Source organism: Kribbella sp. NPDC058693 (assembly GCF_042715335.1).
GTDB classification, from domain to species: domain Bacteria; phylum Actinomycetota; class Actinomycetes; order Propionibacteriales; family Kribbellaceae; genus Kribbella; species Kribbella jiaozuonensis.
In genome coordinates, this window is record NZ_JBHXSQ010000002.1 from 490,829 (window position 1) to 513,553 (window position 22,725).

A 22,725-nucleotide genomic window follows, 5' to 3' on the forward strand; every position below is an offset into this window, starting at 1 on the left:
GCCTTGAGACGATTGGAGGCGCGGTCTTGACGCGAGTCGTTATAACGACTGACACTCCTCACCATGAGAACCTTCCGCCTCGGAGTACTGACCGGTGACGGCATCGGGCCGGAGATCGTGCCCGCCGCCGTCGAGGTGATCGACGCAGCCCTGGACACCACAAGTGCCGCAGCGGTCGAGTGGGTGCCGCTGCCGGTCGGCGCGGCCGCGATCGAGTCCCACGGCGACGCGCTTCCGGAGGTGACGGTCGAGACGCTCCGCGGGCTCGACGGCTGGCTCCTCGGTCCGCACGACAGCGCCGCGTACCCGGAGGAACATCGGCGGAAGCTCAACCCGAGCGGCTATCTGCGCAAGCATTTCGACCTGTTCGCGAACATCAGGCCGGCGAAGGCGTTCGACGGTACGCCGGCGCTCGTGCCCGGGATGGATCTGGTCGTGACCCGGGAGAACACCGAAGGCTTCTACACCGATCGCAGTACCTACCGCGGCACCGGCGAGTTCATGCCGACCGCGGACGTGGCGATCGCGATGGGGATCTTCACCCGGCCGGCGATCGAGCGGATCGCGCGGCAGGCCTGTGAGCTTGCCCTCCGCCGGCGCCGGCACCTGACGATCGTGCACAAGGCGAACGTGCTGCGGACCACCACCGGGTTCTTCCTGGAGATCTGCCGCGAGATCGCTGCCGACTACCCGCAGCTCGAGGTAGACGACTTCCACATCGACGCGATGACGGTGCACCTGGTCCGGCGCGGCGCGGACTTCGATGTGCTGGTCACCGAGAACATGTTCGGCGACATCCTGTCCGACCTGACCGGAGAACTGGCCGGCTCGCTCGGGATCGCGCCGTCCATCAACGCGTCGCACGAGCGGGCGATGGCCCAGGCTGCGCACGGGTCCGCGCCGGACATCGCCGGGCGCGGTCTCGCCAACCCGACCGCGATGATCGCCTCCGGCGCGATGCTCCTCGACTGGCTCGGCCTCCCGGAGGTCGCCGAGCGCATCGACCTCGGCCTGCGCGAGACGGTTGCCCAGGGCATCCGTACGGCGGACCTCGGCGGCACCGCGAGTACGACGGAGTTCACCGCCGCCGTGATCAAGGGCCTGGCATGAAGCTGCAGCCCTTGACGGGCATTGCGCCGGATCACCTCCCCAGGACGCTACGCATCTTGCTGGAGAACGCACTCCGGCACGGGACGGCTGCCGACGCCTTGCGGGAGTGGAAGCCCGGCGCGACCGGCGAGCTGGAGGTGTACCCGTCGCGGGTGTTCCTGCACGACACGAACGGCGTACCCGTGCTCGTCGACCTGGCCGCGATGCGGGACGCCATGGTTGCCCGTGGCAAGGACCCGCGGCTGGTCGATCCGGTGATCCCGGCCGAGCTGGTCGTGGACCACTCGGTGATCGCGGACGTGTACGGCCGGCCGGACGCACTGCGCGTGAACGTCGACCGCGAGTACGAGCGGAACGCCGAGCGCTACCGCTTCCTGCGCTGGGGCCAGCAGACGTTCGAGCGGCTCAACGTCGTACCGCCGGGGTCGGGGATCATGCATCAGATCAACCTCGAACACCTGGCCCGGGTGGTCGAGGAGCAGGACGGATGGGTGTTCCCGGATCTCTGCCTGGGCACGGATTCGCACACCACGATGGTCAACGGTCTCGGTGTGCTCGGCTGGGGGATCGGCGGTATCGAGGCCGAGGCCGCGATGCTCGGCCAGTCGGTGTCGATGATCCTGCCGCCGGTCGTCGGCGTACGGCTCAGCGGCGCTCTCGAGGCAGGCACGACTGCGACAGATCTGGTCCTCACGATCACCGAGACGCTGCGTGCGCACGGCGTCGTCGGCAAGCTGGTCGAGTTCACCGGTCCCGCGCTGGCGGGCCTCGCGGTGCCGGACCGCGCGACGATCGCCAATATGAGCCCGGAGTTCGGCTCCACCGCGGCGTACTTCCCGATCGACGACCGCACCCTCGACTACCTCCGCTTCACCAATCGCCCAGCGGAGAAGGTCGCCCTGGTCGAGTCGTACGCCCGCGAACAAGGCCTCTGGCACGACCCGTCGGCCGACCTCTTATATGACGAGTACGTCGACATCGACCTGTCCGCCGTCGTCCCGACGATCGCCGGCCCCCGCCGCCCCAACCAGCGCGTCCCGCTCTCGACCGCGAAGCAGGCCGTCGAAGGCGAACTCCCACCCGGACCACGCACGACCGACACCCCGGGGCACGGCGCGGTCGTCGTTGCCGCGATCACGTCCTGCACCAACACGTCCAACCCGGCGGTCATGGTCGCGGCCGGGCTGGTGGCGAAGAACGCGGTCGAGCGAGGGCTGGTGAGCAAGCCCTGGGTGAAGACGACCCTGTCGCCCGGATCGCGCGTGGTGATGGACTACCTCGGCGCGGCCGGGCTCACGCCGCACCTGGAGAAGCTGGGGTTCCACCTGACCGGGTTCGGTTGTATGACGTGCATCGGCGCCTCCGGCGAGCTGGCCGTCGACGCCAAGGACCTGACGGTGGCCGCGGTGCTCTCCGGGAACCGGAACTTCGAGGGCCGGATCCAGCCCGACGTACGGCTGAACTACCTCGCCTCGCCGCCGCTCGTGGTCGCGTACGCGATCGCCGGCCGGATGGACATCGACCTCCTCACCGAGCCCCTCGACGGGGATGTCTACCTCAAAGACATCTGGCCACAGCCGGCCGAGATCGAGGCGGTCCTCGAGCAGGTGCTCAAACCCGAGCTCTTCGACCACGCGTACGACGACCTGTTCGCCGGCGACGACCGCTGGCAGACGCTGGACGCGCCGGCGGGGGAGACCTTCAAGTGGGGCGACTCGACGTACCTGCAGCAACCCAACTACTTCGATGTCCAGCCAACCGATCTGACCGGTGCCCGCGCACTCCTACGGCTCGGTGACTCCGTCACGACGGACCACATCTCACCGGCCGGCGCGATCCCGTGGGACAGCGTGGCCGGCCGATACCTGACCGGTCTCGGGGTGACCGAGCTGAACACCTACGCGTCCCGTCGTGGCAACCACCAGGTGATGGTCCGTGGTGCCTTCGGCAACCTCCGGCTCCGCAACCAGCTCGTCGACGCCGAGGGACCGGTCACCCGAGGCCCGGACGGCGAGCCGGCCCCGATCTACGACGCCGCGATGGCCTACCGCGCGGCCGGCGTACCGCTGGTCGTTGTCGCCGGCAAGGAGTACGGCACCGGCTCGTCCCGCGACTGGGCTGCGAAAGGCCCGGCACTGCTCGGAGTACGCGCGGTCCTCGCGCAGTCCTTCGAGCGGATCCACCGCTCCAACCTGGTCGGGCTCGGCATTCTCCCGCTGGAGTTCCTGCCCGGGGAGGGCGACGATCTCACCGGCGAGGAACCCATCGACATCGAACTCCACGACGACGGCCTGGCCACCGCCCGGTCCGCGGGCCGGACCTACCGCCTGCGGGTCCGCCTGGACACGCCGCGCGAACACGACTACTACCGCCACGGCGGCGTCCTGCCGTACGTCCTGCATCGCCTCAGCGAAGGGCAACCCCAGTGATCGCCTCGATCAATCCAGCCACCGGCGAGCAGCTCGCCGGCTACGAACCCTACGACTCCGACCGGGTCGACCGGCTGCTCGGCGCCGCAGCGGTTGCCCAGAGCAACTGGCAGCACACCGAGGTCGGCGAACGCGCCGAACTGCTCCGGACGATCGCGAGCACGCTGCGCGCCCGCAAGTCCGAGCTCGCCGCCCTGATCACCACCGAGATGGGCAAACCGCTGACCGAAGCGATGGCAGAGATCGAGAAGTGTGCGGTCACCTGCGAGTACTACGCCACCCACGCGGAAGGCTTCCTCGCCGCGCAGGCGGTCACCAGGGAAGGCCGGATCGAGTACGAGCCGCTCGGCGTCGTCCTCGCCGTGATGCCGTGGAACTTCCCGTTCTGGCAGTTCTTCCGCTTCGCAGCTCCAGCCCTCGCGGCCGGGAACGGCGCGATCCTCAAACACGCGAACACCGTGCCGCGCTGCGCGCTGGCCATCGAGTCGGTGCTCGCGGACGCCGGCATGCCGGCCGGACTGATCGGCGTCGTACTGGTCGAGACCGAACAGGTCGCCGGCCTGATCGCGGACGACCGGATCGCAGCCGTGACCTTCACCGGCTCGACCGAGGTCGGCCGGATCATCGCCGCACAAGCCGGTCAGGCCTTGAAGAAGCAGGTCCTCGAGCTCGGCGGATCCGACCCGTTCATCGTGCTCGCCGACGCCGACCTCGAAGCGGCTGCCACCGCGGCCGTCACGAGCCGGTTCATCAACGCCGGGCAGAGCTGCGTCAACGCCAAGCGGATGATCGTCGAGGCGTCGGTCGCCGATCGGTTCGTCACGCTGTTCTGTGCAGCACTCGATCGACTCGTGATGGGTGATCCGCTCGATCGCGCGACGTCGCTGGGACCGATGGCGCGCGACGGTCTGCGCGACGCGCTCGACGATCAGGTACGTCGTACCGTCAAAGCCGGAGCGAGTCTCCTGCGTGGTGGGGAAGCCGTGGAACCTGGCTTCTACTATCGGCCGACCGTGCTGGATCACGTCGAGCCGGGCATGGCGGCGTTCGACGAGGAGACCTTCGGTCCGGTCGCGGCGATCGTCCGTGCCCGCGACGCCGACGAGGCCATCGAGCTGGCCAACCGGACCGAGTTCGGTCTGGGCTCGTCGTTGTGGACGGCGCAGGAGCGGGCCGCCGAGCTGGTCGGGCGGATCGACGCCGGTGCGGTGTTCGTCAACGCGATCGTCGCGTCGGATCCGCGGTTGCCGTTCGGCGGGATCAAGCAGTCCGGGTACGGCCGCGAGCTCGGCGCGGACGGGATGCGCGAGTTCATGAACGTGAAGACCGTGTGGTCCGCGGATCCCGCTCCCCGCCTGGTCATCCGGCCCGACGAGGTCGAGGTGTTCGACCGCGGCAGCGGCGTACGGACGGTGCCGTACGTCGGCGCGTGGAACAGTGCCTCGAACAAGATCACCACCGGTACGACGATCTTTGCCGTCGGCACCGAGATCCCGATGCACTCGCACAACGTGGAGGAGTCGGTGCTGGTCTTCTCCGGCCAGGCGACCGCGGTGATCGACGGCGAACGGGTCGACCTGGAGGCGGGCGACGCGACCTGGGTGCCGGCCGGCGTACCGCATCAGTTCATCAACCGCGGCGACGGTGAGCTGACCATCTACTGGGTGTACGGCGGTCGTGAGGTGACCCGCACGATGACCGCCACCGGGGTGACTGTGGCACATCTCTCGGCCTCCGACCGCGGAGCCGTTGCGGCCACTGGATCGTAACGAATAGACTTATGTAACAGGTGATGCAGATTAACTGAGGTTACGCAATCCTCAGTTCGGGAAGGCTCACCTCACTGCGGAAGGACATCCTCGAAATGACCGCAGAAGTTGCGGAAACCCCTGAGATCCACCACTCCCATCGCGATGTCACCGGCGGCTGGCTGCGGCCCGCGACGTTCGGTGTGATGGACGGTCTGGTCTCGAACTTCGCCCTCGTCGCCGGTGTGGTCGGCGGCGGTGCGACCGGCAAGGTCGTGATCATGACCGGACTGGCCGGCCTGGTCGCCGGCGCCTGCTCGATGGCCTCCGGCGAGTTCACCTCGGTCTCGTCCCAGACCGAGCTGATGCAGGCCGAGATCGCGGTCGAGAAACGCGAGCTCGAGATCCACCCGGTAGAAGAGGAGCGCGAGCTCGCGCTGATGTACGAAGCCAAGGGCCTGCGCCCCGAGCTCGCCGCCGAGGTCGCCCGTGAGTTGACCGTCAACCCCGCGGTCGCGCTCGACGTCCACGTCCGCGAGGAGCTCGGCGTCGACCCCAACGACCTGCCCTCGCCCTGGGTGGCGGCGGGTTCGTCGTTCGCGGCCTTCGCGGTCGGCGCGCTGATCCCGCTCGTCCCGTTCCTCTTCGGCGCAGGCAGCGTGCTGCCCGCGCTCCTGCTGAGCGCACTCGGCCTCGTCATCACCGGCGGCATCGTCGGCAAGATCACCGGCCGCCCGTTCTGGTACGGCGGCGGCCGCCAACTGCTGCTCGGTGGGCTGTCGGCCGCGGTCACCTTCGCGATCGGCCTGGCCGTCGGCACAGGATTGTCATGAACCTCCTCGTCACGGCCCTGGTGAAGCAGGTGCCCAAGGGCGACCACAGCGGACGCCTCGACGCCGATGGACGGCTCGAGCGGGCCGGTGCGATCACCGAGATGAACCCGTGGTGCCGTCGGGCAGTGGCCCAGGCGGTCCGGCTGGCGGGGGAGACGGGTGGTCGCAGTACGGCGATCACCATGGGTCCGCCGGCCGCCGTCGACGTACTGCGGGAAGCGCTGGGGTGGGGCGTCGACGACGCAGTGCATCTGTCGGATCCTGCGCTGGCCGGGTCGGACTGCCTGGTGACCGCACGTGCGCTCGCCTCGACGATCGCCGTACTGGACGAGCCGCCTGATGTGATCCTGGTCGGCGCGAGTTCGGTCGACGGCAGCACCGGAGCTGTCGGCGCGATGCTTGCCGAGCTGCTCGGCCTCCCCTTCACCGGTCCCGTCCTCACCCTGGAGGCTGAGGGCGGGCGGCTGCGCACCACAGTCCAGTACGACTCTGGCACCGAGTCTGTTCTTATTGATCTCCCGGCCGTGGTCGCCGTAGCCGAACGGTCCTGCCCGCCGGCCAAGGTCCCGGCGGAGTCCTGGCCGTCGGCCGACACGGTTCGCCGGGTCAGCACCACCGACCTCGCCGCCGGCGCCTGGGGTCTGCCCGGCAGCCCGACCAAGGTCGCCCAGGTCCACCCGGCCCCACTGACCCGGGACCCGGTGATCTTCCGGGGCCGCCCCGAAACGCAGGTGAGCCGGGCCATCACCGAGCTGATCGCCCGGGGCTGCTTCGACGCTCCCGTCGCCCAGTCGGCCGAACCCGTGCCGACCCCGCAACGGCACGGCCCGGACGTTGTCGCACTGGTCGGCCCAGGCCCCGCAGCCGGGACGCGGGCGCTGCTCGGAACGGCCGCCGCGCTCGCCGCGGAGGCAGGCGGCGCCGTCGTCGCTGTGCGTACAGAACAGAGCAGTGCCGACCTCGCGCAGTGGGGCGCCGACGAGGTCGTCACGTTGAGCGGCGACGAACCGCGACCCGTGGCACACGCATTGGCACGGTGGATCCGCGAGTGGGAGCCGTGGGCCGTGCTCGGCGCGGCCCTGCCGTGGGATCGCGAAGTACTTGCCCGGCTGGCGGTCGTGTTCGGCGCCGGGCTGATGTCCGACTTGGTGAGCCTGACGGCGAAGGACGGTCGCTTGGCCGGTCTGAAGCCGTCCGGTGGCGGCACGCTGGCGGAGATCGTCAGTCACGGCACACCCCAGATCGCGACGCTGCGGACGGGACTCCTGCCACTCCGTACGCCGCGCGCCGGCCGGCAGCTCACCGAGCACGTCCTGGCCGTCGCGACGGATCCCGCCATCGCCCGCGCCGAACGTCGTACCGGCGACGACGGCGACGCTCTGGATCGCGCCGAGGTTGTGATCGGAGTCGGCCGCGGAGTTCCGCCGGAGAAGTACAACGAGCTCGAGGCGATGCGTCTCCTGCTCGGAGCCGAGCTCGGTGCCACCCGGAAGGTCACCGACGAGGGCTGGCTCCCGCACGGTCGTCAGATCGGCATCACCGGCCGCAGCGTCGCACCCCGAATGTATGTCGCGGTCGGTCTGTCCGGGAACCTGAATCACCTGGCCGGTGCGAGCCGCGCCGGGACCGTACTGGCGATCAACACCGATCCGGCCGCCGAGGTCTTCGCGCATTGCGATGTCGGCCTGGTCGCGGACTGGCAGGAGGTGATGCCGTTCCTCGTCGACGGGCTGCGAAGTCGTGTCAGCGGATAACCTGTCCGGCATGGCGACCCGACGTACCAAGGCCAAGAGCCCCGAGAGCTGGCTGCTGCTCATCTACAAGGTTCCCAGCGAGTCCTCGCGGGCCCGGGTGGCGGTGTGGCGGGAGCTGAAGCGACTCGGCGGGTTCTACGTGCAGCAGGCCGTGTGCGTGCTGCCGGACCGCGACGACCTGCGGACCGGTATGGAGAAGGTGCGCGAGCGGGTCACCGAGCTGGGCGGCTCGAGCGTGTTCCTGACCCTGACCGAGGTCGACGACGACGCCCGCGAGCAGTTCGTCGAGGGCTTCCGGACCCAGTCGGCCAAGGAGTACGCCGAGATCGTCGAGGAGTGCGAGACCAAGTTCGTCAAGGAGATCGAGTTCGAGCGGTTCCGGGAGAACTACACGTTCGAGGAGGCCGAGGAGATCCGCCAGGACCTGGAGAAGCTCCGCCGCTGGCTGACCAAGGTCGAGGACCGGGACTGGATGGATGCCGACGGCAAGGACCTTGCCCGGTCCAAGGTCGCGGACTGCGAACGCCTGCTCGAGGAGTTCGAAGCAGACGTCTACGAACGCACCGAAGGCACCGTCTGAATCAGCGGCCGCGGGACTTCGGCTTTGCTCCGCCCTTGGTGCGCTGGTGGCCGAGGACGGTCTCGTCCGCCAGCGGGTAGCCGTTGAGTTCCTCGCGGAGCTGGTTCATCCGCTCGGTGTTCTCGAGCGCCCGGCCACGGTCGCGCGCCGCGACCGCGATCGTCAGCGCCTCGAGCAGGATCAGCACGACTGCCTGGCTGGTGAACGCTCCCGGCCGGCTCATCCGCGCGGACAGGACGACCTCGACCTCGTCGCGAAGAGCTTCGCCGAGCGTGTCGGTCAGCAGGATCACCGGTACGCCGGCCCCCGCGCAGTGATCGATGATCGTGCGCGTCTCGCGGTTCACCCGGTTGTGCGCCATCACGATCACGACGTCGTCCGGCCCGAGCAGCAGGATCCGGTCGGCGAGCCGGTAGCCGGTCTCGGTCGCCGTACGAGCCCGGTGCCCGATCCGGGTCAGATGGGTGGCGATGTACTCCGACACGCCGTCCAGGCCCGCGAACCCGCAGACGACGGTCTCGTGGGCGGCGTCAACGAGCTCCACGGCGCGCCGGAACGCCGCCGTGTCGATGGTCTGCTCGGCCATCATCAGGTGCTCGATGTGATCGCGGAGGGTTGCGCGCAGGACGGTCTCCGGACCGTCGCCGAGGGTCTCGAGGCTCGCGCTGAGCCGGTTGGCCGGCGAGAGCAGCGTCTGCAGGTGGCCCTGTAGCGAACGCTTCAGCCCGGGCAGACCGTCGTACCCGAGGGCCTTGGCGGTGCGGACGATGCTGGCGTCGCTGGTGCCCGTCGCCCGGCCGAGCTCCTCGGCCGAGGAGAACGCGGCCTCCTGCGGATGCGCGGACAGGTACTCGGCGACCCTGCGTTCGGTCGCGGTCAGATCCCCCAGTCGCGTCGCGACGCGCTCCTGCAGGGTCGGTGGCTTGGCCTCCGCTGTGGTCATGACATCCCTCCCGTCCGATTCGCTCCCGGCAGATCTTTTCATCAGCGAATCCGTTGACAGCGATTGTAGCAATCACTACCGTCAGGTGAATATTCGTAGTGGACACAACGGCCCAGTGCAGGGAGCTCTCCGTGATCGACACTATCGACCTTTCGGCGGCGGATCCGCGTGAACGTGGCCGTCAGTACGGCGAAGCAGCACGTGAGCAGATCGCCGCCTCGGTGGCTTTCTACGCCGAGTCGATCGCCCACAAGACCGGACTCGCGTGGTCCGACGTACTCGACCGCGCCGCCGTCTGGGTGCCGATCATGGCGGGCTACCTCCCGGACATCGTGCCCGAACTGCGCGGGATCGCCGACGGGTCGGGCCGGAGCTTCGCGGAGATCGTCGCGCTGAACAGCCGCGGCGAACTGACCCGCGGCAACCCGTTCGAGTCCAAGGACGACGACGAGGGCTGTACGTCGTTCGCCGTACTGCCGCAGGCCAACGCGCTCGGCCACACCTGGGCCGGACAGAACTGGGACCTGTGGGACGGCGTCGCCGAAACCCTCGTGGTCCTGCGGATCGCGCAGCCCGGCAAGCCCACGATCATCTGCCACGTCGAGGCCGGCCAGGTCGGCCGGCACGGCGCCAACTCGGCCGGGATCGCCCTGAACGCGAACGGACTCGGCGCCGGCTTCGGCGGCGGGCCCGGTGTCCCGGGTGCTCTCGTCCGCCGCAAGGTCCTGGAGAGCTGGGACTTCCACGACGCGCTCAAGGCGGTCTTCGAGGCCCGCCAGAGCCTGTCCAGCAATCTGTTGCTCACCCACCGGGACGGTTTCGCCATCGACGTCGAGACCACCCCCGGCCGGCACGGCTGGATGTACCCGACAGACGGGTTGCTGGTTCACGGCAACCACTTCCAGGCGTTCGTCCCGCCGCAGATCGAGAACACCTACCGCCCGTTCTCGGTCGACTCGCTCTACCGTGTGCCGCGCGTCGAGACGGGCCTGCACCGGCTCCGCCGCGACGGCAGCACCGACGAAGCGGTCAGCACCATCGTGCGCACCACGATGAGCGACCACTTCGGACACCCCGATGCCGTCTGCCAGCACGTCGACCCGCGCCGGCACGAGCTCGACCGCTACGCCACCATCGCCTCCAGCCTGGTCGACCTGACCACCGGTAGCTACCGGCTCACCCCGGGCCTGCCCTGTGCGAACAGCTACCAGCAGGCGCCCTGGAACCTGTACGACGGTCCCGGTCCCGACGACCGTCCCGACGTACCCGGCCCGGCCCACGCCCTCGCCGGGCAGCGATGACCCCGCCACGCATCCTTAGTCTCAAGGAGCAAGTGCCATGTCTTACTCCGCCACCCGGGTACGGCGTGCTGTCGCCGTACTCGCCCTGACCGTCGCCGCAGGTGCCTTGGCTGCCTGCGGCAACTCCTCCTCGTCAGTGTCACCGGCCGCGGGGGCGGCGCCGAATGCTGACCGTGCCGCCGCCGCGCCCGGCGTCGGCCCCGGTGTGAACCTGGACGAGTGCGGCAAAGCGACCCGCACCATCAAGCACGATCTCGGCACCACCACGATCACCGGAAACCCGACCAAGGTGGTGGCGCTGGAGTACTCCTTCGTCGACGCCCTGGTCGCGGTCGGGATGTCGCCGATCGGTGTTGCCGATGACAACGAACCGAAGCGGATCATCCCCGCGCTGCGGGAGAAGGTCAGCGCCTACAAGTCGGTCGGCCTGCGGGCGACGCCGAACATCCAGGTGATCACCGCACTGAAGCCGGACCTGATCATCGCCGACAGCGGCCGGCACAAGGCGATCTACGCGCAGCTGTCGAAGATCGCGCCGACGATCGCCTACGCCAGCCTGAACGGCAACTACCAGCAGGTGCTGGACAGTGAGATGTCGACCGCGATCGCGCTGAACAAGTGCGACCAGATGAAGCAGCGGCTGACCGAGCACGCCAAGACGATGTCGGACCTGAAGGCCGAGGCGACCGCGAACGAGAGCCGCAAGGCGCTGTTCGTCCGGGCGTCCGAGAAGGGCTTCACCGGGTTCCCGCCGAAGGCCTACACGCCGGGCGTGCTGTCCGCGATCGGCATTCCGTCGGCGTTGCCGGACAGTGGTACCGACGCGTCGGTGTCGCTCACGCTGGAGACGCTCGTCGGCACCAAGCCGGACATCATGTTCATCGCTCCGAACGACGGACCGACCCTGCGCGACACCTGGGCGAAGAGCCAGCTGTGGAAGCAGTTGCCGGCGGTGAAGAACAACGCGACGTACGACGTCGACCCGAACGAGTGGTCGCGGTCGCGTGGCCTGATCGCCTCCGAAGTGGTCGCCAAGGAAGCCGTCAAACTCCTCTACGGGAAGTGACATGGCGCTGTCCGTGGGCACTGTGCCCAAACAACCTCTCGAGGACGCCGCTCACAAGCGTCCGAAGATCGTCACGAGCAAGCAGCGGGTCTTCTGGGCGACGCTGGTACTGCTCGTGCTGGTCTTGACCGGCGTGCTGTGGAGCTTGTCGATCGGAAGTCAGCACATCCCGTTGTCGCGGGTGCCTGGTGCGATCTTCCGGGCGGATACGCCGGACCAGCTGATCATCCAGTCGATCCGGTTGCCGCGGGTGGTGCTGGCGCTCTGCGTCGGCGCCGCCCTGGCGGTGGCCGGTGCGCTGATGCAGGCCGTGGCTGCGAACCCGTTGGCCGCGCCGGAGATCATGGGGGTGAACGCCGGCGCAGCCTTCGTGGTCGTGCTGGCGATCACCGTCCTGCCGTCGTTGTCCGGCGCACCGACGATCCTGCTGTCGTTCGGCGGAGCCGCCGCGGCCGGAGTGTCGGTGATGCTGCTGGCCGGTTCGGGGCGGGGGCGGGTCAGTCCGATCCGGCTCGCCCTGGCCGGTGTGACCGCGAGCAGCCTGCTGATCTCGCTGACGCAGGTGTTGATCATCTTCAACGAGAACTCCGCCGACAGCGTTCTGTTCTGGCTGGTCGGCGGCGTGAACTTCGCGGGCTGGCCCGATGTCCGCAACCTGCTTCCCTGGCTGGTCCTCGGGCTGCTGGGTGCGTTCGCGATGGCGCGGCCGCTGAACCTGCTGGCGCTGGGCGACGACATGGCCCGCGGGCTCGGCCAGAACATCGAACGGACCCGGCTGCTCGGGTCGACGCTGGTCATCGTCCTGTGTGGCGCTGCCGTGTCGGTGGCCGGTCCGGTGGCGTTCATCGGGTTGATCGTGCCGCACATCATGCGACGCGTGGTCGGCTCCAGCTACACGGTCCTGCTGCCGCTGTGTGCGGTGGGCGGCGCCGTCCTCGTGCTGTACGCCGACATCGTGTCGCGCTACGTCAAACCGCCGTACGAAGTCCCCGCCGGCGTGGTGACGGCACTCATCGGTGCACCGATCTTCGTGTACCTGGCCCGCAGGCAGAAGGTGACCTCATGACCAGCACAGCGATCATTGCGCAGGGCGTCCGACGTACGACGCTGGCCCAGCGCCATCCGGGCGTGTTGATGGGCTCGCTGGGCGTCCTGGCCGTCGTCCTGTCGTTCTACAGCCTGAGCGTCGGCGCGACCGATGTCTCGATCGGCGATGTCTTCAAGGCGATCGTTGGTGACACCAGCGACCAGGCCGCGCAGATTGTGGTGCAGTTCCAGCTGCCCCGGGTGTTGCTGGCGTGGCTGGTCGGTATCGCGCTGGCGGTGTCCGGTGGGGTGATGCAGGGCGTCATCCGCAACCCGCTCGCGGCTCCGGATGTTGTCGGTGTTACCAAGGGCGCGGGTTTCGCCGGGATGCTCCTGCTGCTGGCGATCCCCAGCATCCCCGTGGTGGCCGTAGTACCGGCGGCGTTCGTCGGCGGCCTCATCGCGGCGGCGTTGGTGTACCTCCTGGCGTACCGGCGGGGTGCTACTCCGGTGCGGATCGCGCTGGTCGGCATCGCGGTATCGGCGGCGTTCGAGGCCGGCATCCGGTTCCTGCTCGTCCGCAATCCGCTGGACGTGAGTGCGGCGCTGATCTGGCTGACCGGCAGCCTGTTCGGCCGGACGATGAGCTCCGTCCTGGAGATCCTGCCCTGGGTCGCCGTACTCGTTCCACTGATCATCGTCTGGGCTCGCAAACTCGACGTGCTCGGCCTCGGCGACGACCTCGCCGCGGGGCTGGGCGAACCGGTTGAACGGACGCGGCGGACCCTGCTGCTGTTCGCGGTCGCGCTGGCCTCGGCGGCGGTCGCGGTGTCCGGCACGATCGGATTCGTCGGGCTGATCGCCCCGCACATGGCCCGCCGGGTCTTCGGCGGCCGGCACCTCGCGCTGCTTCCGGCGGCCGGCCTGTTCGGCGTGCTGCTGATGCTGTTCGCGGACATGCTCGGCCGCGGTATCGCGCCCCCACTGGAAGTCCCGGCCGGCCTGATCACCGCGGTCGTCGGCGGACCGTACTTCCTCTACCTGCTCGTGAAGACCGGAAAGTAGGACCTCCTCATGCGTCTGCAGGCACAAGGCGTCCAGCTCGCCTACGACCAGCGCGTCGTCGCTCAGGATCTGACCCTGACCATCCCGGACGGGAAGGTCTCGGTGCTGATCGGCCCGAACGGCTCCGGCAAGAGCACGGCATTGCGGGCCCTGGCCCGGCTGCTTCCACCGGCCAAGGGGAGCGTGATCCTGGACGGCAAGTCGATCCAGGACACCCCGACCAAGGAGGTCGCGAGACTGCTCGCGATCCTGCCGCAGGTCCTCGTCACCCCGGAGTCGATCTCGGTCGAGGACCTGGTCTGGTTCGGCCGCCATCCGCACCGTACGTCGCTGAAGACCCCGAGCTCGGTGGACAAGGAAGCCGTCGAGTGGGCCATGGAGGTGACCTCGACCGCCGAGCTGCGCCATCAGCACGTCGATCAGCTCTCGGGTGGTCAGCGGCAGCGGGTGTGGATCGCGCTGTGCCTTGCCCAAGGCACCGACCTGATCCTGCTGGACGAGCCGACCACCTACCTGGATGTCGCGTACCAGCTCGAGGTCCTCGACCTGCTCCACAAGCTCAACCAGGAGCAGGGCAAGACCGTCGCCATGGTGCTGCACGACTTCAACATGGCGGCCGAGTACGCCGACCACGTCTTCGTGATGAAGTCCGGCACGCTGATCACCGAAGGTACGCCGGAGGACGTGTTCACCTGCGAGATCATCCGCGACGTGTTCGGGGTGGAGTCGAAGGTCGTCCCGCATCCCGTCAGCGGCAAGCCGATGTGTATCCCGCTGCGCGCCGGCCTCCGCGCCAAGTTGTCAGTGGCAACCGGATGAGCCCGACGTTGAGCCCGGCGGAGGTTGCCGAACGGTCCGAGCTTGTCGCGCCGAAGCTGCGTGCACATCTGCCGCCGACACCCTTCGTCCGGTTCGGTGCGTTCAGCGACGAGCTGGGTGCGGAGGTGCTGGTGAAGTGCGAGCATCTCCAACGCACCGGCTCGTTCAAGGCCCGCGGTTCGATGGCGAAGATCCTCACGCTCACCGATGCCCAGCGGCACGCGGACGTGGTGACCGCCTCGACCGGTAATCACGGTCTCGGGGTCGGCAACGCGCTGGCGACCCTGGGCGGGCACGGCATCGTCTACCTGCCGGAGAACGCGTCGCCGAGCAAGGTCGCCGCGCTCCGCCGGATCGGTCTCGAAATACGGGCTGAAGGCAACGATTCCGGCGTACTCGAACCCAAGGCGCGGGCGTACGCCGCCGAGCACGACCTGGTCTACGTTCCGCCGTACAACGACCCGGATGTCATTGCCGGGCAGGGCACGGTCGCGGTGGAGATTCTCGAGCAGCTCGACGGGGCGACACTCGACGCGGTCGTGGTCGCCGTCGGCGGCGGGGGACTGATCAGCGGCGTTGCGTCGGTGTTGAAGAAACACCTGCCCGGCATCCGTGTGTACGGCGCTCAGCCCGCGCTCGACGATGCGATGTCGGCGTCTGTGCGGGCGGGCGAGATCGTCCAGGTCGATGCCGCGGAGACGCTCTCGGACGGTACGGCGGGCAGCGTCGAGCCGGGCAGCATCACGTTCGACCTGTGCCGGCAGCTCGTCGACGACTGGGTGGTCGTCGGGGAGGACGCGATCGGGAGCGCGCTCGCGATGGTCATCGATACCGAGCATCAGTTGATCGAGGGGTCGGCGGCGTTGGCGTTCGCGGCCGCGCGGGAACGACGGACCGAATTGGCGGGCAAGCGCGTCGCGGTGGTGTCGTGCGGCGCGAACATCTCCGCGGCGACGCTGGCGTCTGTAGTGAAAACAACAGACTGATGAAATCCTGTAGTGTCTGCTACAGTGTCGGTATCAACCCAACCTTGTGCATCGGAGGTCCGACTCGTGACTGGTTACCGTGAGCTTGCCGAGGTGGTGCTCGGTCTTCTGCCTGCCGACGTTCAGTTCGGCGACATCCGGGTAGTCCGGCGTACGCACGAGCAGGTCCTGGTGGAGCTCGACGGTCCCGGTGAGGTGAACTACGACGACTCGCTCGGACTCGGACTGCGGGTCCTGATCGGCGGTCAGTGGGGGTTCGCCGCCACGCACCGGCTCGACCCGCAGGGTCTCGACGCCGTTGTCGGCCAGGCGGTCGGCCAGGCGCGGGCCGCCGGTGGCGGCCGGGTCGTGCTGGGCGAACCGGTGACGACGCGGGACACCTGGTCGTCGCCGATGGTCGTCGACCCGTTCACGGTTCCGCTGTCGACCAAGCTCGACCTGCTGTCGGCGACGGTGAAGGAGGCGTCGACGGCCGGGCCGCTGGTCCAGCAGATCGAAGCCTCCGTGGACTTCTACCGCGACGAGAAGGTGTTCGCGAACACCGAGGGCGCGATGATCGAGCAGACGCTGACCGAGAGCGGCGGCGGCCTGATGGTCAACGCCGGCGACGGGAACGACGTACAACGCCGATCGTTCCCGCAAGGGGTGCCACGGCAGATCCGCGGTCAGCGCGGCGACTTCGCGACGGCCGGCTTCGAGCACGTGCTGTCGCTCGGCCTGCCGGAGAACGCGGCCCGCGTCGCGTCCGAGGCGGTCGCACTGCTGTCCGCGCCGCAGTGTCCGGACGAGATCACCACGTTGGTTGCTGGCAGCAACCAACTTGCGATGGTGCTGCACGAGTGTGCGGGCCACCCGATGGAGGCGGACCGCGCGCTCGGGACCGAGGCGAGTCTGGCCGGTGGCACCTACGCGACGCCCGAGCGACGCGGCAACTTCCGGTGGGGTACGCCGATCGTCTCGGCGTACGCGGACGCGACGATCCCCGGCGCGCTCGGCTCGTTCAAGTACGACGACGAGGGAACGCCGGCGCAGCGGACTCAGCTGGTCAAGGACGGGATCTTCACCGGTTACATGTCCAGCCGCGAGTACGCCGGCGCACTCGGCGGCCAGTCGACCGGGCAGGCGCGCGCGGACGGGTGGCAGCGACTGCCGCTGGTGCGGATGACGAACATCTGCCTCGAGCCGGGGGAGTCGTCGCTCGACGAGATGATCGCCGGTACCAAGCGCGGCATCTTGGTCGACACCAACCGCGGCTTCTCGATCGACGACCAGCGGATGAACTTCCGCTTCCAGACGGAGATCGGCTGGGAGATCCGCGACGGCAAGGTCGGGCGGATGCTGAAGAACTGTACGTACCAGAGCGATACCCCGACCTTCTGGGGCAGTCTCGACGCCCTCGGCGGACCGGACGAGTGGAGGGTGCACGGCGTCCCGTCGTGCAACAAGGGTGAGCCGCTGCAGGTCGCCCACGTGGGCCACGGCACCGTGCCGGGCCGTTTCCAGAATGTGCAGGTGGGACGATGAAAAACAGGACAAAGGAGACAGACGCCGGCTCGCTTCGCTCGGCGGGGGTAAAAGAAGCGGACGTCCGTCGGGCGCTGGAGATTCTCGGCGACGGCGCGCGGCTCGACATCCTCGGCGAGCATGCAGATCTCCTGCGGTACGCCGAGTCCGCGATCACCGCTCAGCACAGCGAACGCCGGCTCCGGGTCCGCGTCCGCGTCGACCGGAACGGCCGATCGGTCGCCGGATCGCTCGAGACGCTGGACCCCGACGCGGTCCGCTCCCTCGCCGACCGCCTGAACGCAGCTATCTCCGACCTCCCACCCATCCCATCCGAGGCAAGCCCAGACGCCGCCGACACCGCGCACGGCGGGGACCACGAGGTGGCGACGCCTGTCATCCCGGCAGCTCCGTCGGTGCTCGAATCGGATCCGGCGGTGAGGCATCGCTGGTTCACGACCGTGCGCGACGGGCTGGACTCGTCGGCCACGCTCGGCGGCGCCATCCGGTACGACGTCCTCGATCGGGTCGTTGCCGATGCCACCGGCCTGTTCCGCGCCGAGACGTTGACCAAGGCATCGATCCAGGCGATCGCCAAACAGGACGGCCGGTCCGTGAGCGTCAGGCTGATGCATCGCGACGCCGACCAGCTCCCGATCGAAGAGATTCCCGACCGGCTGCGCGCTGCCCTTCGGCCGCTGCCGACGATCGATGCCCGGCACGGCACCTGCCGGGTGCTGCTCAAGCCACAAGCCGCCAACGCGCTGATCGCCACCTACGGCTACGCGGTCCTCGGCGCGAACGCGTATGCGACCGGACGGTCGGTCGTGTCCGGTCGGCTCGGCGAGAAGGTCGCCAGTGACCTGGTCTCCCTCGTCGACGACGGCTGCGACCCGGACGGGCTGCCCAGCGGATTCGATGCTGAAGGCAACGTTCGGCGGCGGACACCGCTGCTCGACAAGGGAGTGCTCGTCGGGCTCGTCTCGGACCGTCGCCGGGCCGGCGTCACGGGCGGAGTGCCGACCGGTCACGCCGTACCGGACGGATGGCGGTTCGGTGGTGATCCCGTCCCGTCGCACCTACTGCTCGACGCGGGTACGTCGAGTGAGGACGAACTGCTGGCCGAGACCGGCAGCGGCCTGGTGGTGAACCGGCTCGACTACCTGCGGGTGCTGCATCCGAAGGAGACGCTCGTCACCGGTACGACGCGAGACGCGACGTACTGGGCCGAGGACGGCGAGCTGGTCGGCTGGCATCCGCAGCTGCGGTTCACCTTCCGGATGGACGACGTGATGAACGCGATCATCGGCATCGGATCGACCCGCGAGCGCTGCGACCAGACGTTCATGGAGAGCGTTGTGGTGCCGTCGCTGTTGGTCGAGGCCGGGCCGCTCGTCCTCCCCTGATCCAGCAGTGCCCCGCGTCGTGCTCAAACCGCGGGGCGCTGCTGTTCCACCTGCGCGGACGAAGGAGTTGCCGTGGACGTGACGCCGGAACGGACCCCGAGCATGGTCGCCGATCCGCCGGCTGTCGACACCCCGACGGTTTCACAGTTGCTGCTCGAGACGTACGGCGTGGCCGCGCGCCTGACCGAGCTGCGGAGTGAACGCGACCGGAACTTCCTCGCCGGTACGGACCTGGTGGTGAAGGTCTCCAACTCGGGCGACGATGCCGGCCAGATCGCGATGGAGTGCGCCGCGATGCAGCACGTGGAGGCAGTCGCTCCGGACCTCCCGATACCCCGGCTCCTGCCCACGACCGCCGGCGAACCGATCGCCACCCTCGAGGCCGCTGACGGGCGCATCCATCAGGTTCGCGTCATCACGGTCCTGCCCGGCGCGGACGCGGACCTGACCGCACTTCCGTCGTGGTTCGCGGCTGAGTTCGGGACGGTCTGTGCGGAGTTCGCTCGCGCGCTCCAGGGGTTCGGCCACCCGGCGGCGTACCGCAAGCTCGACTGGGATCCCCGGCTGGTCGTCGATCTGGCCGGATACGTGGAGAGCGTGCCGGGCGAAAGCCGTCGGACGCAGTTGCGTGACCTGCTGGAACGGTTCGCCGGGCTCGATGACGCGACCCGTGGGTTGCCGGCATCGGTGTTGCACGGGGACCTGACGCTGAGCAACGTCCTGATCGGGGACGGACGGATCACCGGCGTGATCGACTTCGGGGACATGCACCACACCGCCAGGGTCTGCGACCTCGCGATCAGCCTGACGTCGTTGCTGCGGGAGTCCGCCGATCTCTGGGGTGACGCACGGCAGTTCCTCGACGCCTACCAGCGCGTCCTGCCGCTCGACCCCGCGGAGGTCGAGCTGATCGGCGAGTTGGTGCTGGCCCGCTCGGCCGCGAGCATTCTGATCTCGGCCTGGCGGGCGCCGCTGTACCCGGACAACGAGGAGTACCTGACCAGCCTCGTGGCCGGCAGTTGGCGCATCCTGGACGAGTGGGCCGCGCTGACCGACCTCGCCGACCGGTTCCACCACCTCTGTGGCACGTCGCGCGTCACGACCGTGGCCGACCCCACGCTCCTGCCGCGACGGCGCGCAGCCCTCGGTGGTGATCTCTCGCCGCTGTTCTACCGCGAACCTCTGCAGGTCGTGCGGGCGGCCGGGGCCTGGGTGTCCACGGCCGACGGGCGACGGTATCTCGATGCCTACAACAACGTTCCGGTCGTCGGGCACGCGCATCCGGCTGTCGTACAAGCGATCTCACGGCAGGCCGCCGTACTCAATCTGAACTCGCGCTACCTGCATCCGCATGCGGTCGAGCTGGCCGAGCGACTCGTCGCGACCATGCCGGACGGGCTGGACACCTGCGTGTTCGTCAACTCGGGCAGTGAGGCCAATGACCTCGCCTGGCGGATGGCTCGCATCGCGGCCGGCCGGTCGGGAGTGCTCGTCGCAGACCTCGCGTACCACGGGGTCAGCGAGGCCACGGCTGCCTGGTCGACGAACACCTACCCACCGTCAGCGCGACCTGCGCACGTGGGGATCTTCGAGGCACCGCGGCTGTCCGCGGACGGTGAGCAGCCAACCGGCGCGGATGCTCGCGAGCGGGTGCGCGCCGGGTACGACGAGCTGCGCCGGGCCGGGCATGAGGTCGCGTTGCTCGCGGTCGACAGCGTGTTCAGCAGCGCGGGGATCCTGACGCCCGGCGACGACTTCATGCGCGGGTTGCAGGCCGAAGTGCGAGAAGCCGGCGGGTTGTTCCTGGCGGACGAGGTGCAGGCCGGGTTCGGGCGTGGTGGCCGGAATCTGTGGCGGTTCCTCGACTTCGGGCTCACGCCGGACTTCGTCACGCTGGGCAAGCCGATGGGCAACGGGCATCCGGTCGCGGCGCTGATCACGCGCCGGGAGATCGCGGAGCGGTTCGCGGCGGTCGACGAGTTCTTCAGCACGTTCGCCGGCAATCCGGTGTCATGCGTCGCGGCGCTCACGGTGCTCGATGTGATCGAGGAGCAGGGCTTGGTTGCGCGGTCAGGCGAGATCGGCGACCTACTGCGCGCCGGGCTGGCCGAGCTGGGTACTCCGGCGCGCGGGCAGGGACTGATCGTGGGCGTGGAGTTGCCGAATGCTCCGGACTTCGCCGAGCGGTTGCGGGAGTACGGCGTACTCGTCGGCACGACCGGACCGGGTGGGGGAGTGCTGAAGATCCGGCCGCCGCTGATCTGGTCTGCTACCGAGGTCGAGTACTTCATTGCGGCGTTCCAGAAAGCGAGAGACCGATGGACCTGATCAGCGTGACCGACTATCACACCGCGGGCGAGCCGTTCCGGATCGTGACGGCGGGAGTGCCCGAGATTCCTGGCGTGAGCGTGCTGGATCGGCGGTCGTACGCGCAGCAGTCGGCCGAGGTCGACGCCGTACGGCAGTTGCTGGTCAACGAGCCGCGTGGCCATGCCGACATGTACGGCGGATTCCTGGTGCCGGCCGATGACGACGGCGCCGACCTCGGGGTCCTGTTCTGGCACAAGGACGGCTACTCGACGGCTTGCGGGCACGGCACGATCGCGCTCGGCGCCTGGGCGGTGCGTACCGGACAGGTGGAGGCCGCGGCGGACGGCGACACGGACGTCGTCATCGACGTACCTTCCGGCCGGGTCGTCGCACGGGTCACCTGTGCGGGCGGCGAGGTGCAGCAGGTGGCGTTCCAGAACATCCCGTCGTACGTCGTGGCGCGCGACGTCGAGGTGACGACCAGCCGGGGCGAGGTGCGCGTCGACATCAGCTACGGCGGCGCCCTGTACGCGTTCGTCCCGGCGCGATCGCTCGGCCTTGCCGTGGCACCCGAGCACACCGCCGACCTGATCAGCATCGGACGCGAGATCAAGTGGGCCTTGAACGACACCGAGTGGGCCCGCCATCCCAGCGACAGCCGCCTCGACGGCATCTACGGCACGATCTTGTACGACGATCTCGGCGACGACGCGGACGGCCCGCACCAGCGCAACGTCACGATCTTCGCGGACGGCGAGCTCGATCGCTCGCCCTGCGGATCGGGTACGTCCGCGCGGATCGCCCTGCTGGCCGCGGACGGCCGGCTGCCGATCGGGCGAACGCTGCGGCACGAGTCGATCGTCGGTACGACGTTCCTGGGCCGGGTGCTCGAACAGGTCCAGGCGGACGGGCATGACGCGGTGATCACCGAGGTGGCCGGTATGGCGTACGAGACCGGCCGTGCCACCTTCACGCTGGATCCCCACGATCCGCTCGGCACCGGGTTCGTGCTGCGATGAAGGGCCTCGCGATCGTTGGCGGCGGCAACATCTGTGCCGCTCTGCTCTCCGGGTTGCTCGACGGCGACACTCCGCTCGTCAATCAGGACCAGATCGCCGTCGTCGAGCAGTTGCCCGACAGAGCGGCGTACCTGCGCGAGCGCTTCGGCGTCTCGACCTCCGGGCTGGCCGAGGCCGTTCGAGCGTCGGACACCGTGGTCCTGATGGTGAAGCCGTACCACATCGAGGACCTGCTGCCCCGGCTCGCCGAGCACCTGACGCCCGACCACCTCGTCATCTCCGTCATCGGCGGCGTCAGCACGGGGCGCGTCGAGAGCGACCTGCCGAAGACACCCGTCGTACGGGCGATGCCGAACACGGCCGCCTCGGTCGGCCAAGCCATCACCGCGATCAGCGCAGGCGCATACGCCGAGGACACACACTTGGACCGCGCCGAATCCCTCCTCCGAGCAGTCGGCAAGGTCGTCCGCGTCCCCGAAACGCAGCTGAACGCAATCACAGCCTTCTCCGGCAGCGGCCCGGCGTTCTTCTTCTACTTCGCCGAGGCGCTGATCGACGCCGGCGTACTCCTCGGACTGCCCCGCGCGTTGTCCGAGGAGATGGTGATCCAGACGGCAGTCGGTGCCGCCGCCATGCTCCGCGACTCGGGCGACGACCCGGTGCACCTTCGCGCGGCCGTGAGCAGTCCGGGCGGCACCACCATCACCGCCATCCGCGAACTCGAGAAGGCCGGGGTCCGCGGCGCCGTGATGGCCGCGACCGAAGCCGGCCGGGACCGAACCAACCAGATCAGCGAGCAGGCCGACCGGACAGGTCGGTGAATCGAG

The 22,725-nt window shown here is 69.0% G+C and carries 18 protein-coding genes; 17 read left to right on the forward strand and 1 reads right to left on the reverse strand.

Features of this window, described 5'->3' with window-relative positions; genetic code table 11:
* Positions 1–63 precede the first annotated feature (63 nt).
* From ACFWUU_RS11980 to ACFWUU_RS12005, 6 genes are all read left to right on the forward strand, one after another.
* On the forward strand, positions 64–1,110 hold the full coding sequence (locus ACFWUU_RS11980) for an isocitrate/isopropylmalate dehydrogenase family protein (RefSeq protein WP_380175001.1): 1,047 nt from the start codon (positions 64–66) through the stop codon (positions 1,108–1,110).
* Positions 1,107–3,539, forward strand: coding sequence for an aconitate hydratase AcnA (gene acnA, locus ACFWUU_RS11985; RefSeq protein ID WP_380175003.1), 2,433 nt, complete (start codon positions 1,107–1,109; stop codon positions 3,537–3,539). Before ACFWUU_RS11980 ends, acnA begins: the two co-directional genes overlap by 4 nt.
* Positions 3,536–5,308: an aldehyde dehydrogenase family protein gene (locus tag ACFWUU_RS11990; protein ID WP_380175005.1), complete on the forward strand. Its 1,773-nt coding sequence runs from the start codon at positions 3,536–3,538 to the stop codon at positions 5,306–5,308. The genes acnA and ACFWUU_RS11990 overlap by 4 nt, the downstream gene beginning before the upstream one ends.
* A gap of 95 nt (positions 5,309–5,403) precedes the next feature.
* Positions 5,404–6,120 (forward strand): VIT1/CCC1 transporter family protein, encoded by a 717-nt coding sequence (locus ACFWUU_RS11995; protein WP_137257139.1) that lies wholly within the window; start codon positions 5,404–5,406, stop codon positions 6,118–6,120.
* Positions 6,117–7,874, forward strand: coding sequence for an FAD-binding protein (locus ACFWUU_RS12000; RefSeq protein ID WP_380175007.1), 1,758 nt, complete (start codon positions 6,117–6,119; stop codon positions 7,872–7,874). The genes ACFWUU_RS11995 and ACFWUU_RS12000 overlap by 4 nt, the downstream gene beginning before the upstream one ends.
* Before the next feature lie 10 nt (positions 7,875–7,884).
* Positions 7,885–8,454 (forward strand): Chromate resistance protein ChrB, encoded by a 570-nt coding sequence (locus ACFWUU_RS12005; RefSeq protein ID WP_137257137.1) that lies wholly within the window; start codon positions 7,885–7,887, stop codon positions 8,452–8,454.
* Between the two features lies 1 nt (position 8,455).
* Here ACFWUU_RS12005 and ACFWUU_RS12010 read toward each other — a convergent pair whose 3' ends face one another.
* Positions 8,456–9,397, reverse strand: coding sequence for a MurR/RpiR family transcriptional regulator (locus tag ACFWUU_RS12010; RefSeq protein ID WP_170989899.1), 942 nt, complete (start codon positions 9,395–9,397; stop codon positions 8,456–8,458).
* A gap of 131 nt (positions 9,398–9,528) precedes the next feature.
* Between ACFWUU_RS12010 and ACFWUU_RS12015 the strand changes: the two genes are divergently transcribed.
* From ACFWUU_RS12015 to proC, 11 genes are all read left to right on the forward strand, one after another.
* The gene (locus ACFWUU_RS12015) at positions 9,529–10,698 is read left to right on the forward strand and encodes a C45 family autoproteolytic acyltransferase/hydolase (protein ID WP_380175009.1); all 1,170 of its coding nucleotides are present in this window, start codon (positions 9,529–9,531) and stop codon (positions 10,696–10,698) included.
* A gap of 37 nt (positions 10,699–10,735) precedes the next feature.
* Positions 10,736–11,764, forward strand: a complete 1,029-nt coding sequence (locus ACFWUU_RS12020) for a Fe(3+) dicitrate ABC transporter substrate-binding protein (RefSeq protein WP_380175011.1) — start codon at positions 10,736–10,738, stop codon at positions 11,762–11,764.
* Position 11,765: 1 nt separating this feature from the next.
* The gene (locus tag ACFWUU_RS12025) at positions 11,766–12,830 is read left to right on the forward strand and encodes a FecCD family ABC transporter permease (RefSeq protein WP_380175013.1); all 1,065 of its coding nucleotides are present in this window, start codon (positions 11,766–11,768) and stop codon (positions 12,828–12,830) included.
* Positions 12,827–13,855 (forward strand): FecCD family ABC transporter permease, encoded by a 1,029-nt coding sequence (locus ACFWUU_RS12030; protein WP_380175015.1) that lies wholly within the window; start codon positions 12,827–12,829, stop codon positions 13,853–13,855. The genes ACFWUU_RS12025 and ACFWUU_RS12030 overlap by 4 nt, the downstream gene beginning before the upstream one ends.
* Positions 13,856–13,864: 9 nt before the next feature.
* Positions 13,865–14,674, forward strand: coding sequence for an ABC transporter ATP-binding protein (locus ACFWUU_RS12035; RefSeq protein WP_137257131.1), 810 nt, complete (start codon positions 13,865–13,867; stop codon positions 14,672–14,674).
* Positions 14,671–15,660 (forward strand): pyridoxal-phosphate dependent enzyme, encoded by a 990-nt coding sequence (locus ACFWUU_RS12040; protein ID WP_380175017.1) that lies wholly within the window; start codon positions 14,671–14,673, stop codon positions 15,658–15,660. Before ACFWUU_RS12035 ends, ACFWUU_RS12040 begins: the two co-directional genes overlap by 4 nt.
* Positions 15,661–15,726: 66 nt before the next feature.
* Positions 15,727–17,184, forward strand: a complete 1,458-nt coding sequence (locus ACFWUU_RS12045; protein WP_170989898.1) for a TldD/PmbA family protein — start codon at positions 15,727–15,729, stop codon at positions 17,182–17,184.
* The gene (locus tag ACFWUU_RS12050; protein WP_380175019.1) at positions 17,181–18,569 is read left to right on the forward strand and encodes a metallopeptidase TldD-related protein; all 1,389 of its coding nucleotides are present in this window, start codon (positions 17,181–17,183) and stop codon (positions 18,567–18,569) included. Before ACFWUU_RS12045 ends, ACFWUU_RS12050 begins: the two co-directional genes overlap by 4 nt.
* Before the next feature lie 72 nt (positions 18,570–18,641).
* Positions 18,642–20,897, forward strand: coding sequence for an aminotransferase class III-fold pyridoxal phosphate-dependent enzyme (locus tag ACFWUU_RS12055; protein ID WP_380175021.1), 2,256 nt, complete (start codon positions 18,642–18,644; stop codon positions 20,895–20,897).
* Complete coding sequence (locus ACFWUU_RS12060; RefSeq protein WP_380175023.1) at positions 20,888–21,898, forward strand: proline racemase family protein; 1,011 nt, start codon at positions 20,888–20,890, stop codon at positions 21,896–21,898. The genes ACFWUU_RS12055 and ACFWUU_RS12060 overlap by 10 nt, the downstream gene beginning before the upstream one ends.
* Positions 21,895–22,719, forward strand: a complete 825-nt coding sequence (gene proC / locus ACFWUU_RS12065; protein WP_380175025.1) for a pyrroline-5-carboxylate reductase — start codon at positions 21,895–21,897, stop codon at positions 22,717–22,719. Before ACFWUU_RS12060 ends, proC begins: the two co-directional genes overlap by 4 nt.
* The last annotated feature ends 6 nt before the right edge of the window (positions 22,720–22,725 follow it).